This window comes from Chelatococcus sambhunathii (genome assembly GCF_001418005.1).
Taxonomy (GTDB): Bacteria; Pseudomonadota; Alphaproteobacteria; order Rhizobiales; family Beijerinckiaceae; genus Chelatococcus_A; species Chelatococcus_A sambhunathii.
In genome coordinates this window covers 1-11936 of record NZ_LIOL01000001.1, presented here as the reverse complement: position 1 = coordinate 11936, position 11936 = coordinate 1, and the positions used below count along the sequence as shown (strand labels likewise).

Below are 11936 nucleotides of genomic sequence, written 5' to 3'. Positions count from 1 at the left end.
TCGTCACACCACGGGGCGCTTGCGCATGAAGGCCTGCCGCCGACATTCGGCGACGAGCGTGCCATCCTGCTTGTAGGCGCGGTGCAGGAAGTCGACGATGCCGGCGTCGGGGCGCGAACGCGAAATGCGCACGGCAACCACCTCCGTCGTCACATTGATGGTGTCGCCCTCGAAGAGCGGCGCGGGAAAGCGCACATCCGTCATGCCGAGATTGGCGATGGTGGTGCCGACGGTGGTGTCGTTCACCGAAATGCCGATCATCAGGCCGAGGGTGAACAGCGAGTTCATCAGCGGCCGGCCCCATTCGGTCTCGGTGGCGCAGAAATGCGCGTCGATGTGCAGAGGCTGGGGATTGAGCGTCATGTTCGAGAACAGCATGTTGTCCATCTGCGTCACGGTTCGCGTGAGGCGATGGCGGATGAGCTGGCCGACGCTGAAGTCTTCGAAGTAGAGCCCGCCGCGCGGATGCGGACTACCGTTTGCCTGGGCCGTCATGGAGCAGAGGTCCCCTCCGATTACCGTGTTCAGACTTCGTTTACCATAACCGCCTCATGCTGCGAGGCGAGCCATATCGCACTCTCCCCCGTTCCTGTGACCCGGGGAAACCGCGATATGCACATATGGCTTTGGTGGGCGTGCGGACCGGCGGGGCTCCGGCCGCATCCGCCGGTTGGGATCGGGGCAATGATCATCCGCCGCTTTCTGCACTGGGTTCGCTCCGCCGCGGCAAGCGAGCGGGCGCGAGGGGCGGGGGCGCTCGCTCGTGCCTATGTTGCGGCCCGGCTTTCGCCCGAGGAGCGGCGGGAGGCGGAGGCGGCGCTGCTCAGCCTCCTTGATGACACGTCCGCAGCCGTCCGGCGCGCCGTGGCGCGTGAACTCGGCTCCGAACTCGACATCCCGCGCCATCTCGTGCTGGCGCTCGCGCGTGATCAGAGCGACGTCGCGGCGCTCGTCCTCGCCCGCTCGCCGCTGCTGATGGCCTCCGACCTCGTCGATTGTGTCGAGGCGGGAGATGCCCTCGCGCAGACCGCCGTCGCGGTTCGCCCGGGGTTGCCGCTTGCGGTCGCCTCGGCGCTCGTCGCGGTCGGCGCGCCGGATGCGCTCGTGGCACTTGCGGAGAATCACGGCGCGCCCCTGCCCGAGTTCCTGATGCACCGCATGCTCGATCGACATGCGAAGTTGCCGGCCCTGCGCGAGGCTTTGCTGGCGCGGCCCGGCCTGCCGGCCGCCGTGCGCCAGCGGATCGCCGTGGCCGTTGCCGAGCAGTTGACGGCCTTCGTCGCCCGCCGGCGCTGGCTCGGCATGGAGCGCGCGGAAGGCGCCGCGCGCGAATCGGGCGAACGGACGGTGCTGACCATCGCCGCGACGGCGCCGGACGATCCCTCCGTCGCGGCGCTCGTGCGGCAACTGCGGCAGGAGGGTCGGCTGACGCCGCGACTGCTGCTGCGCGGACTCCTCAGCGGCGAGGAACGGCTGTTCGCCGGTGCGTTGGCGGAACTCGCCGAGGTGCCGCCGGGACGGGTCGCGGCGCTCGCCGGAGACGAGCGCGGACGGGGGCGCGAGGCCCTGCTGGAACGGGCCGGTATTCCCGTTGCCCTGCGGCCGGCCTTTCTCGTCGCCTGGTCCGCCTGCCGGGCGTACTCCGGCCACCGGTGGGAAGAAGGTGGTCCCGTCGGCCTGTTCCGTCCGATTCTGGAGCGTGTGATCGCCGCCTGCGCCTCGCGCGGCGATGCCGACGGGGATGCCTTGACGGCGCTGCTGCGGCGCTTCGAGGCCGAGATTGCGCGGGAGGAGGCGCGGGGCACGGCGGCGCGCCTTGCGGAGAGCGCAGCGCTCGGCGCGCTGATCGAGGCGGACCGCGCCGTCATCGAGGGACAGCGCTCCGTTTCGCGGCCCATTGCTGCCTGAGGCGGTCAATAGCCGAATTGCTCACGCAGGATGCGCTCGTCCAGGCTGTGGCCGGGATCGTGCAGCATGACGAGGTCCACGCTGCGGTCCATGGCGATATCGACCCGCGTCACAGAGCGAAACTCCGTATGGTCGGCCACGGCGCTGACCGGGCGCTTGTCGGCTTCGAGCACGTCGACGCGCACGCGCGCGTGGTCTGGCAGCAGGGCGCCGCGCCAGCGCCGCGGGCGGAAAGCGGAAATCGGCGTCAGCGCCAGGAGCGGTGCGTTGAGCGGCAGGATCGGCCCGTTGGCGGAGAGGTTATAGGCCGTCGAGCCGGCGGGGGTTGCGACAAGCAGGCCATCGGCGGTCAGTTCCTCGAGCCGCACGAGGCCGTCGACGGAGACGCGCAGCTTCGCCGCCTGATAGGTCTGGCGCAGCATGGAGACCTCGTTGATGGCCCGTGCCTGGTGCGGCATGCCGGCTGCGTCGTGCGCGATCATCAGCAGGGGATGCACCACGCTGCGCTCGGCCTCCTCCAACCGGTCCACGAGGTCGTTCTCATGGAACTCGTTCATCAGGAAGCCGACGGAGCCGCGGTTCATACCGTAGATCGGCTTGCCGGTGCCCATGAAGCGGTGCAGCGTCTGCAGCATCAGGCCGTCACCGCCGAGGGCGACGATCACGTCGGCTTCGTCCGGCGGGTGGGTGCCGTAGCGGGCGACGAGACTGGCTGCGGCCTTCTGCGCCTCGGGCGCGTCACTTGCGACGATGGCTATCTTACCGAAACGGCGGGCCATGGGCGTCTCTGTCCTCGCAGGCCGAAACAGCGCAGGCGGGCGCCCGGCGCATCCATCGGCGGGGAGGAGACCCATAGCCGCAATGGGGGCATCCCGTCCAGCAAGGATGCCGGACGGGCCGCGGCGCGAGGAATGCCGCGCCGGTCCGCATGTTCAGATGATGGGGCTCCAGGCCACGGGCACGAAGGCGAAGCCGTCGCCATCGCGGGCGATATGGCCGGTCGCCGGGAAAGGAGCGTGGTAGAAAGCCACCTGCATCTTCTCGCTTGCCACCATGTCGAGCAGGCGCTTGCGCGTCTCGCGCGCCATGTCGCCGTCCATGTCGAAGATGGCTTGCCACTCGGGATTGCGAACGAAGAGGGCTGGGTGGTTGGTGGTGTCGCTCATCACCATGAGGCGTCCGTCGCCGGCGGTGACGGCAAAGGCCGTATGGCCCGGCGTATGGCCATAGGCGGCGACGGCCGTCACGTTGGGCACCACTTCGCTGTCGGCCTTGAAACGCTTCACGTCGCCCGCGATGGGGCCGAAGACGCGGCGCACGTTCTGGAAGGCGCCCTTCATACCATCGGGTGCCGCGGCCATCCTGGCATCGTCCATCCAGAAGGCCCATTCGGCCTCTGGCACCAGCACCTCCGCGCCCGGGAAGACGGCCGTGCCGTCCTTGAGTCTCAGCCCGTTGATGTGATCACCGTGGAAATGGCTGATGACCACGGTTTCGACGGCGGCGGGATCAAAGCCGGCGGCGCGGAAGTTCGTCATCCACAGGCCGCTTGTCGGCGCACCCGAATCGCCGTTGCCCGTGTCGATCAGCGTCAGCTTGCCGCCACGGTCGATGACGAGGGTGGTGAACGGGATGGTGAGGCTGTCGCGCGGCAGGAAGGCGGCATCGAGCGCGCCGTGGACATCATCGATCTGCGCGTTGCGGATGAATCCGTCGAGCGGCCGGCGGGCAACCCCGTCGTTGACCGCCGTGATCATCAGGTCGCCCACCCTGTAGCGATAGAAGCCTGGCGCCTGTCGGTCAGGCTCGACCGGCGCGGCGGCGGGAAGCGTCTGGGCGGAGGCAGGAACGGCCATGGCGCTGCCGGCCGCGGCGGCCGAAACGAGTAGACTGCGACGATCCAGCATGGCTGCCTGCTCCTCCCAGTGTCGATGAAATTCCTGCCGGCGGCCTCCCGGCCGGGAGGATGCTTCACGAGCCCGTCCGGCCCAGCCGTTCCGGCACCCTCGATATGGTCCACAGCCTGCGCCGAGGGTCGATCCGCCTTCCCGTCACAAGTGTGTGACCCCGGGTTGTGCGGCGGGGGAATGCCGCGTCACTGGCGCGAGCGGCTTGGCGACATCATATTCTCGCCCGGTGGGCGTGATGTGTTCGCGGCCAGACGTCAAGAAGGATCAGATCATGCAGGGGTACGACCCCCGTTTTGGCCCGCAGATGCGCATTGTGCGCCTGTCCCGCTGGCAGCTTTGGCTTGCAGCCGCCGTGGGGCTGGCGCTCGTCGTCACGCTCGCCATCGTCGCGGCCGGCGTCTTCCTCGTCGTGCTGCCGGTCGTCGTCGTTGCGGGGCTCGGCTATCACCTGTGGATGAAGTGGCGCGGGCAACGCCCCGGGGGGCGCGCCGGCGACATGATCATCGATGCCGACTATTCGATTGTACGCCGCGAGGATGAGCGGCACATCGACGCGCGCGGTGCGCCCGAGGACCGTCGATAGCGGGAGCCGTGCCGGCCGCGCCATGTCAGGCCGTCAGGCCAGTCGGGATATCAGGCCCTCAGGCTGGTAGGAGCCGACCGCCCTCGGCTTCTCAGCGGCGCCGCGGCGGAGGGCCACGCCGGGCGGCACCGGGACCGGGAGCGCCGCCGTCGGTTTTGTGACGGAAGGTGATGCGGCCCTTGTCCATGTCATAGGGCGTCATTTCCACGGTCACACGGTCACCAGCGAGGGTGCGGATGCGGTGACGCTTCATGCGGCCTGCGATGTAGGCCAGGATTTCGTGGTCATTCTCGAGGACGACGCGAAACTTGCCGTCGGGCAGCACGTCGACAACGGTGCCTTCAAACTCGATGGTATCTTCTTTCGACAACAGCTCTTCCTTTCAGAACGCGGACGATCCGCTTCCCTGCCGCAGCAGCCAAGGCGCCCCGACGAGGCCGGAGATGCGATCCGGCGCCGGCCGCAAGGCTCGTGACGAGGCTCATGGCGAGGCTCATGGCACGCCTCGCCCGATGAACCGATCACCCGCCGTTCGGCGCGCCTTTGAACAGGCCTCTGGACTGTGCGGCATGCCAATAGCGGCGCCACCGTTGCGGTCAGGGAAACACGACCGAGGCATGCGGGTGCCTTCCGCAGGCACGAGGCTGGCCGGAACGGCGCCACCGGCGCGCTCATAGCACACTTTATGCCATCAGCGCCAACAAAAGCGATGTGATCGGCGCCAGCCCGTCATCAGGCCGCGCTACAGGAAGAGCCAAGCAAGGACAGCGAGTGTCAGGCTGGCGAGCAGGATGACAAGAACCGGCCGTCCGAGCCGCCCCTGCCTTGCTTCGCGCGGGGTGAGTTGCGGTTCATTGGCCATCGCTCGCCTCCGTCGCTCCGATAAAATGGCTCCCGTCAGACGCCATCGCCCGCCAAGGCGCGATGGCCTGCGATGTTCTCCCCCGGCGCCGCCCGGCCCTAGCGCCGCGGCAGCGACCGTTTTGAAACGACTGTCGCCCGCAATGCCTCATGCCTGCGGGCGACGGTCATGGGCCCACGATCGGGCCGGATGGCTCAATAGCACTCGCGATAACGGCGGCCACGATAGTAGTAATATTCACACTGCTGGCCGGTGGCGGCACCGACCATGGCACCGCCGGCCGCGCCGATGGCGCCACCCACGACGGCGCCGCCGGCCGTTCCGGTCGCGGCTCCGCCAACGGCGGCGCCGGCCGCACCGCCGATCAGCGCGCCGCCAACGGCCCGCTCCTCAGGAGTGTTGCACGCAGCAAGGGTGAGGGCCACAGCGGCGCAGACAAGATATTTCGTCATGTGGTCATCCTTTCGGATTCGTCTTCCTGGTGCTTTATGGAAAAGCATCTCGTCGCGCAGTCGCCATGAGTGCTTCCGCCATGAGTGCTTCCGCAAGGCAAAACGCATCATCTGCGTGTTGGTTCCCGGCCACCGTCGTTTCGGTCGCAGGCTCGTCTGCGGCGCACGCTGCCAGAACGCGCCAGGGTGCCGGTTGTTCATCGTCGGCCGTCACGATAGAGGCGAATGAGCTTCTTGCCGCGGTCGCTGATAACGATGCGCGACGGCCGCTCGACGGCCAGGCCGAGCTCGAGGAGCAGATGCCGCATGAGTGGCGGGATGAGATCCGCCTCCGGCGCGCCGCGGTTGAGGCGCTGCAGGGCTTCCCACTCCTCCTCCGACAGGTCCGACCGATCGACAGCCATAGCTTTTCCGGGCTTCCGTCCTCGTTGGCGCGGCCTGCTGCCCTCCGGCAGTCCCGGCAGCATTGCCTCTTGCGGCCGCGGGCGAAGCCTGTTAGCCGAAATGCATGGGCCGGCGCCGGTTTAGCTCAGTTGGTAGAGCAACCGCCTTGTAAGCGGTAGGTCGTCAGTTCGAGTCTGACAACCGGCACCATCTTGCTGCCCCGGTCGGGGCGCCGCTTTTCCACCTCAACCGTGCCCTGGAGCCCCTGACCTGACGCGGCAGCGCCTCGTGTGACGGCGCACGGCGCCGCGGCGGGTGCGGGCGCATCGTTTCATCACATCCGATATCCGCAATCCCCTCTGGGATGCGGCGGGTGCTACCGGAGGATGGAACGATGAATCGCATGAGCCCGAAGATCCTTGCTATCCCGCTCGCCTGCGCCACTCTCGGCGCGAGCTTCATCGCCACGACCGGCGAGGCCGAGGCCCGGTGGCGCGGCCGGCACTACGGCGGTGCCGTGGCCGCGGGCGTCATCGGCGGGCTTGCCATCGGTGCGCTCGCCGCTTCGGCGGCGCGGCCGGCCTATGGCTATCCGGGCCCCGTCTATGTGGCTGACCCCTACTGCTACAAGGTCCGGGAACGCGTGTTCGTGCCCGGGTACGGCTGGACTACACGGCGTATGACCGTTTGCGACTGATTGCGACTGAGGCCGCGTCTCGCTGCGATCCGCCAGTGCGAAGGCCGGCGAATATCCCGCGCCGGCCTTTGCGCTTGTCCGCAAATTGCCGCAGTGCGGGTGACGAATAGGGAACAGGGATGGTTCATCGGGCGTTCAGCCACAGGAGACTAGCATCCCCACGATGACGCTGCAGGGGGAGTGCGGAGCGCTCCCCGGTTTGGGAGAAGAACCATGATGTTCCCGCTCAAGGCTCGAAAGGTCGCCGCAATCGGCCTTGCCGGCTTGACCCTCGCCGGGGCCTTCGCCGCGACCACCGGAGAGGCCGAGGCACGCTGGCGCCGCGGCGGCAATGCCGGGGCGGCTGTGGCCGCCGGTATCATCGGCGGCCTCGCCGTCGGTGCGCTGGCCGCTTCGGCGGCGCGGCCGGCCTACGGTTATCCCGCGCCGGTCTACGATTACGGCCCGCCGCCCTATGCCTACGGACCCGGGCCGGCCTACTACGATTACGAGCCGGAATGCTTCGTGAAGACCCGCCGCGTGTGGGTGGACGGCTGGGGCTGGCGCGTTCGTCGCGTCACGGTCTGCGATTGATCCGCCGTCCGCTTCGCCAGCGAAAAGGCCCCGCCGGGAGACCGGCGGGGCCTTTCGTTTCGGAGCCATCAGGCTCTGGCTGTGTCAGCCTTCGTACTTGAAGATGTCGCGGTCCTTCGTCTCGGGCACAAAGAGCAGGCCGACGACGAAGGTCATGAGGGCGACCACGATCGGGTACCAGAGGCCGTAGTAGATGTCGCCCGTCGCGGCCACCATGGCGAAGGCGGTGGTGGGCAGGAAGCCGCCGAACCAGCCGTTGCCGATGTGATAGGGCAGCGACATGCCCGAGTAGCGGATGCGCGTCGGGAAGAGCTCGACGAGCTGGGCGGCGATGGGGCCATACACCATCGTCACGAAGAGGACGAGCAGCGTCAGGATGGCGACGATGGCGACCGTGTTCATCTTCGCCGGATCGGCCTTGGCCGGATAGCCCGCTGCGCGGATGACCTCCGTCATCTTGGTGTTGAAGGCCGCGCTCTGCTCCTTGAAGGCAGCGGCATCGAGCGTCAGGCCGTCGAAGGAGGCGATGACCTGGTCGCCGACCTTGACCTGCGCCACCGTACCCGCCGGGGCCGCCTCGTTCGCATAGTTCACCGAGTTGCGGGCAAGGAAGCTCTTGGCGATGTCACACGAGGAGCGGAACTGTGCCGTGCCGACCGGGTTGAACTGGAACGAACATTCCGACGGGTCCGCGATGACCGTTACCGGGGCATTGGCCTGCGCCGCCGCGAGATCGGGATTGGCGAACTTCGTCAGGCCGTTGAACAGCGGGAAATAGGCGATGGCCGCGATGAGGCAGCCGCCGAGGATGATCGGCTTGCGGCCGACCTTGTCCGACAGCCAGCCGAAGAAGATGAAGAATGGCGTGCCGATGGCGAGCGAGATGGCGATGAGAATGTTCGCCGTGGCGGCATCGACCTTCAGCGTCTGCGTGAGGAAGAACAGGGCATAGAACTGGCCCGTGTACCAGACGACCGCCTGGCCCGACGTGCTGCCGAAAAGGGCGAGCAGGCCGACCTTGGCGTTCTTCCAGGTACCGAAGGCTTCCGTCAGCGGTGCCTTGGACTGGGTGCCTTCCTCCTTCATCTGCTTGAAGGCGGGCGACTCCTGCAGCTGCAGCCGGATCCAGATCGAGATGCCGAGCAGCACGATGGAGATCAGGAACGGAATGCGCCAGCCCCAGGCCGCGAAGGCTTCCTCACCGAGATAGGTGCGGGTGCCGAGGATGACGATGAGCGACAGGAAGAGGCCGAGCGTCGCCGTCGTCTGAATGAAGCTGGTATAGTAGCCGCGCCGGCCTTGGGGTGCGTGTTCTGCGACGTATGTCGCCGCGCCGCCGTATTCGCCGCCGAGCGCCAGCCCCTGCACGAGGCGCAGGATGATGAGGATGACGGGCGCGAGGATGCCCCACGTTGCATAGGTGGGCAGGATGCCGACGATGAAGGTCGACAGGCCCATCAGCACGATAGTGACAAGGAAGGTATACTTGCGGCCGACGAGGTCGCCGAGGCGGCCGAAGACGAGCGCGCCGAAGGGCCGGACAGCAAAGCCGGCTGCGAAGGCCATCAACGCGAAGATGAAGCCGGCGGTCGGATTGACGCCCGAGAAGAACTGGGCGGCGATGATCGCCGACAGCGAGCCGTAAAGATAGAAATCGTACCACTCGAATACGGTGCCGAGCGAGGAAGCGAAGATGACCTTCTTCTCCTCCCGGGACATCGGCCGGGCCTTGACACCCGTCGCCGTTGCGTTTGCCATGCTCATGGCCGAGGCTCCTTGGAATGTTCCATGACCTGCAGCCGGCCGAGGCGACGAGCGAACGCCGCGCGGCAGCCGGACCTCCGGCCCTCTGCCGCGCGGTCTTGCGATCGACGAGACGATCGGTGGATCTGACGCCCACGGCCGCCCGACAACGGGCTGTTTCCCTCATTCGGCGGGGGCGGGGCCCCGCGCCGCTTCCGCAACTGCTCGCAGCCCGGAAGGTGAGGGAAAGCTTAAGAGCCGCGCTCTACGCTGTCGCTCGACAATTGGTCGTCATTCCAAAGTCTTAAGTGCGCCGCAATAGTGCGTCGCAGCATGTTCAGCCGGCGGTGCGGCTCGCCGCATAGAGGGCGATAGCAGCGGCGTTCGAGACGTTCAGACTCTTGATGGCGCCCGGCATGTCGAGGCGGGCAAGATCGCTGCAGCGCTCGCGCGTCAGCTGGCGCAGCCCCTTGCCCTCAGCGCCGAGGACAAGGCCGAGCGGGCGGGTGAGGGGGATGTCGCCGAGCGGCGTCGGCCCGGCCGAATCGAGGCCGACGAGCTGGAAGCCACGCTCGCGCAGAGCGAGCATGGCCTCGGCGAGATTGCGCACCACGATGAAGGGGACGTGCTCGAGTCCGCCCGAGGCGGACTTGGCGAGCACGCCCGTCGCAGCCGGGCTGTGGCGGGCGGTGGTGACGATGGCCGCAACGGAGAAGGCGGCCGCCGTGCGGACGATGGCGCCGACGTTGTGCGGATCCGTGATCTGGTCGAGCACGAGGACGAGCGCATCCGCCGGCAGCGAATCGATGGCCGGGGACGGGAGCGGGTCGGCCTCGAGCAGCAGGCCCTGGTGGACGGCATCGGGCTCGAGCAGCCGGTCGATCTCGCCGGGCCGGACGATCTCGGGCGCGATCGGCAGGTGCCCGAATCGCTCGAGCAGGCGCTTGTAGGCATTCTCGGTGGCCATCAACCGGCGCGGCCGGCGCCGTGGATTGGCGAGGGCCTCGACCACGGGATGCCAGCCGTAGAGAACCGCGACGTCGATGGCGCCCGGGGGGGTGGGGCGGCGCGGGCCGCCCTTGCCGTTTGCCGGCTTTCCGGCCTTGCCGAAACGCGGGCCGCGCCCATGCCGGGCCAACGCCTGCGCGTTGCGGGGCAGCTTTCTGGTCGTCTGTCCGGCCGGCGGGGCCTTGTCGCTCGTCATGGGTCCAGTGTCCGGAATTGGCTGAGCCTCCTGTGGCACGAGTGAGCCGTGGATGCCAGTTGGTTTTGTGTTGACACCGGGGATCGGCCTCACCATAAGAGGCCCCGCGCTGTCGGCGTCGTCGCGTTCCGAAGGTTTTCGTGAAGCATGCGGCGGCTCGGCGCGTCGCCCGGCGGTGCTTCCGAGGATTGAGTCGGAGGGGTGCCCGAGTGGTTAAAGGGGACGGACTGTAAATCCGTTGGCTACGCCTACGTTGGTTCGAATCCAACCCCCTCCACCATTCCCGAAGCAGCCAGTGCGCGGGTGTAGCTCAATGGTAGAGCAGCAGCCTTCCAAGCTGATGACGAGGGTTCGATTCCCTTCACCCGCTCCACCGCCTTCCGCATCGTTTCGCTCAGATTTCTTCTGCGGTCGAAGCCGGCGGCCGGCGCGCTGGCGGGGACTCGACAATCCCGTCCGGCTCGGGCTAAAGGCTCGCCTCCATGATCCTCGGCGCCCGGTGGGGAAAATTCTCGGGCCCGAGGTAAATTCGCTCTTGAAGTATGGGGCGAAGGGTCTTAATCGACCGCAACCCAAAAGCCACACGTGCAGAGGCGTCTAGGATCCTACGATGGCGAAGGAAAAGTTTGAGCGCACGAAGCCGCACTGCAACATCGGGACGATTGGTCACGTTGACCATGGCAAGACGTCTCTGACGGCGGCGATCACGAAGGTTCTTGCGGAGAAGGGCGGAGCGTCGTTCACGGCGTACGACCAGATCGACAAGGCGCCTGAGGAGAAGGCGCGCGGGATCACGATCTCGACGTCGCATGTCGAGTACGAGACGGACAAGCGGCACTATGCGCACGTGGACTGCCCGGGCCACGCGGACTACGTGAAGAACATGATCACGGGCGCGGCGCAGATGGACGGCGCGATTCTTGTGGTTTCGTCGGCTGACGGGCCGATGCCGCAGACGCGCGAGCACATCCTGCTGGCGCGTCAGGTTGGCGTGCCGGCGCTTGTGGTGTTCATGAACAAGGTCGACATGGTGGACGACCCCGAGCTTCTTGATCTTGTGGAGCTTGAGGTGCGCGAGCTTCTGTCGAAGTACGACTTCCCCGGGGATGACATCCCGATCATCAAGGGCTCGGCGCTGTGCGCGCTGGAGGACCGCAATCCGGAGATCGGGCGGGACGCTGTTCTGAAGCTGATGGATGCGGTTGACGCGTACATCCCGCAGCCGGAGCGTCCGAAGGACCAGCCGTTCCTGATGCCGGTTGAGGACGTGTTCTCGATTTCGGGCCGCGGGACGGTGGTGACGGGGCGTGTGGAGCGCGGCGTGATCAAGGTCGGCGAGGAAGTCGAGATTGTTGGGTTGCGTCCGACGCAGAAGACGACGGTGACGGGCGTTGAGATGTTCCGCAAGCTGCTCGATCAGGGCGAGGCGGGGGACAACATCGGGGCGCTGCTGCGCGGGACGAAGCGCGAGGACGTGGAGCGCGGCCAGGTTCTGTGCAAGCCGGGCTCGGTGAAGCCGCACACGAAGTTCAAGGCCGAGGCGTACATCCTGACGAAGGAAGAGGGTGGCCGTCACACGCCGTTCTTCAACAACTACCGCCCGCAGTTTTACTTCCGCAC

The 11936-nt window shown here is 67.3% G+C and carries 13 protein-coding genes and 3 tRNA genes; 8 read left to right on the top strand and 8 right to left on the bottom strand.

The features are described from left to right. Nucleotides 1-3: 3 nt before the first annotated feature. Nucleotides 4-495 (bottom strand): MaoC family dehydratase, encoded by a 492-nt coding sequence (locus ASC46_RS00080; protein WP_055457279.1) that lies wholly within the window; start codon nucleotides 493-495, stop codon nucleotides 4-6. Between the two features lie 189 nt (nucleotides 496-684). Between ASC46_RS00080 and ASC46_RS00075 the strand changes: the two genes are divergently transcribed. Continuing rightward, on the top strand, nucleotides 685-1908 hold the full coding sequence (locus ASC46_RS00075) for a DUF2336 domain-containing protein (RefSeq protein ID WP_055457278.1): 1224 nt from the start codon (nucleotides 685-687) through the stop codon (nucleotides 1906-1908). A gap of 5 nt (nucleotides 1909-1913) precedes the next feature. Here the strand turns inward: ASC46_RS00075 and ASC46_RS00070 are convergent, their stop codons facing one another. Both ASC46_RS00070 and ASC46_RS00065 read right to left on the bottom strand, forming a co-directional pair. Next, nucleotides 1914-2687, bottom strand: coding sequence for an NAD kinase (locus ASC46_RS00070; RefSeq protein ID WP_055457277.1), 774 nt, complete (start codon nucleotides 2685-2687; stop codon nucleotides 1914-1916). Nucleotides 2688-2840: 153 nt separating this feature from the next. Next, a complete protein-coding gene (locus ASC46_RS00065) occupies nucleotides 2841-3815 on the bottom strand; it encodes an MBL fold metallo-hydrolase (RefSeq protein ID WP_055457276.1) in 975 nt (324 codons plus the stop codon). A gap of 274 nt (nucleotides 3816-4089) precedes the next feature. On the opposite strand from ASC46_RS00065, the gene ASC46_RS00060 reads away from it, so the two are divergent. Continuing rightward, a complete protein-coding gene (locus tag ASC46_RS00060; protein WP_072249415.1) occupies nucleotides 4090-4401 on the top strand; it encodes a hypothetical protein in 312 nt (103 codons plus the stop codon). 91 nt (nucleotides 4402-4492) lie between these two features. On the opposite strand, the gene infA is transcribed toward ASC46_RS00060, so the two are convergent. From infA to ASC46_RS00045, 3 genes are all read right to left on the bottom strand, one after another. Further along, nucleotides 4493-4771 (bottom strand): translation initiation factor IF-1, encoded by a 279-nt coding sequence (gene infA / locus ASC46_RS00055; RefSeq protein ID WP_055457274.1) that lies wholly within the window; start codon nucleotides 4769-4771, stop codon nucleotides 4493-4495. Between the two features lie 686 nt (nucleotides 4772-5457). Continuing rightward, nucleotides 5458-5715, bottom strand: coding sequence for a glycine zipper domain-containing protein (locus ASC46_RS00050; RefSeq protein ID WP_055457273.1), 258 nt, complete (start codon nucleotides 5713-5715; stop codon nucleotides 5458-5460). A 197-nt stretch (nucleotides 5716-5912) separates the two neighbouring features. Continuing rightward, entirely contained in the window at nucleotides 5913-6119 is a 207-nt protein-coding gene (locus tag ASC46_RS00045) for a hypothetical protein (RefSeq protein ID WP_055457272.1), read from the bottom strand. Between the two features lie 114 nt (nucleotides 6120-6233). On the opposite strand from ASC46_RS00045, the gene ASC46_RS00040 reads away from it, so the two are divergent. From ASC46_RS00040 to ASC46_RS00030, 3 genes are all read left to right on the top strand, one after another. Continuing rightward, a tRNA-Thr gene (locus ASC46_RS00040) sits at nucleotides 6234-6309 on the top strand. A gap of 184 nt (nucleotides 6310-6493) precedes the next feature. Continuing rightward, a complete protein-coding gene (locus tag ASC46_RS00035) occupies nucleotides 6494-6796 on the top strand; it encodes a hypothetical protein (RefSeq protein ID WP_082464640.1) in 303 nt (100 codons plus the stop codon). Between the two features lie 213 nt (nucleotides 6797-7009). Then, complete coding sequence (locus ASC46_RS00030) at nucleotides 7010-7369, top strand: hypothetical protein (RefSeq protein WP_055457271.1); 360 nt, start codon at nucleotides 7010-7012, stop codon at nucleotides 7367-7369. 84 nt (nucleotides 7370-7453) lie between these two features. Here ASC46_RS00030 and ASC46_RS00025 read toward each other — a convergent pair whose 3' ends face one another. Together ASC46_RS00025 and ASC46_RS00020 are read right to left on the bottom strand one after the other, a co-directional pair. Continuing rightward, nucleotides 7454-9127 (bottom strand): MFS transporter, encoded by a 1674-nt coding sequence (locus ASC46_RS00025; RefSeq protein ID WP_186438059.1) that lies wholly within the window; start codon nucleotides 9125-9127, stop codon nucleotides 7454-7456. Between the two features lie 322 nt (nucleotides 9128-9449). Beyond that, nucleotides 9450-10316 carry a TrmH family RNA methyltransferase gene (locus tag ASC46_RS00020; protein ID WP_082464639.1) on the bottom strand — a complete coding sequence of 289 codons (867 nt, stop codon included), beginning with the start codon at nucleotides 10314-10316 and terminating at the stop codon, nucleotides 9450-9452. Between the two features lie 195 nt (nucleotides 10317-10511). Here ASC46_RS00020 and ASC46_RS00015 point away from each other — a divergent pair. The 3 genes from ASC46_RS00015 to tuf all read left to right on the top strand — a co-directional run. Beyond that, nucleotides 10512-10596: transfer RNA gene (locus ASC46_RS00015), tRNA-Tyr, on the top strand. Between the two features lie 19 nt (nucleotides 10597-10615). Then, nucleotides 10616-10689, top strand: a tRNA-Gly gene (locus tag ASC46_RS00010). Between the two features lie 237 nt (nucleotides 10690-10926). Further along, nucleotides 10927-11936: elongation factor Tu (gene tuf, locus ASC46_RS00005; protein WP_055457270.1), on the top strand; the 1010-nt coding region annotated here is incomplete at its 3' end.

Excerpts from the sequence above, each read along its gene's own strand:
- ASC46_RS00045 (WP_055457272.1), bottom strand. The coding sequence starts at position 6,119 with ATGGCTGTCGATCGGTCGGACCTGTCGGAGGAGGAGTGGGAAGCCCTG.
- ASC46_RS00080 (WP_055457279.1), bottom strand. The coding sequence starts at position 495 with ATGACGGCCCAGGCAAACGGTAGTCCGCATCCGCGCGGCGGGCTCTAC.
- ASC46_RS00050 (WP_055457273.1), bottom strand. The coding sequence starts at position 5,715 with ATGACGAAATATCTTGTCTGCGCCGCTGTGGCCCTCACCCTTGCTGCG.
- ASC46_RS00035 (WP_082464640.1), top strand. The coding sequence starts at position 6,494 with ATGAATCGCATGAGCCCGAAGATCCTTGCTATCCCGCTCGCCTGCGCC.
- ASC46_RS00070 (WP_055457277.1), bottom strand. The coding sequence starts at position 2,687 with ATGGCCCGCCGTTTCGGTAAGATAGCCATCGTCGCAAGTGACGCGCCC.
- ASC46_RS00065 (WP_055457276.1), bottom strand. The coding sequence starts at position 3,815 with ATGCTGGATCGTCGCAGTCTACTCGTTTCGGCCGCCGCGGCCGGCAGC.
- ASC46_RS00075 (WP_055457278.1), top strand. The coding sequence starts at position 685 with ATGATCATCCGCCGCTTTCTGCACTGGGTTCGCTCCGCCGCGGCAAGC.
- ASC46_RS00020 (WP_082464639.1), bottom strand. The coding sequence starts at position 10,316 with ATGACGAGCGACAAGGCCCCGCCGGCCGGACAGACGACCAGAAAGCTG.
- ASC46_RS00030 (WP_055457271.1), top strand. The coding sequence starts at position 7,010 with ATGATGTTCCCGCTCAAGGCTCGAAAGGTCGCCGCAATCGGCCTTGCC.
- ASC46_RS00060 (WP_072249415.1), top strand. The coding sequence starts at position 4,090 with ATGCAGGGGTACGACCCCCGTTTTGGCCCGCAGATGCGCATTGTGCGC.
- ASC46_RS00025 (WP_186438059.1), bottom strand. The coding sequence starts at position 9,127 with ATGGCAAACGCAACGGCGACGGGTGTCAAGGCCCGGCCGATGTCCCGG.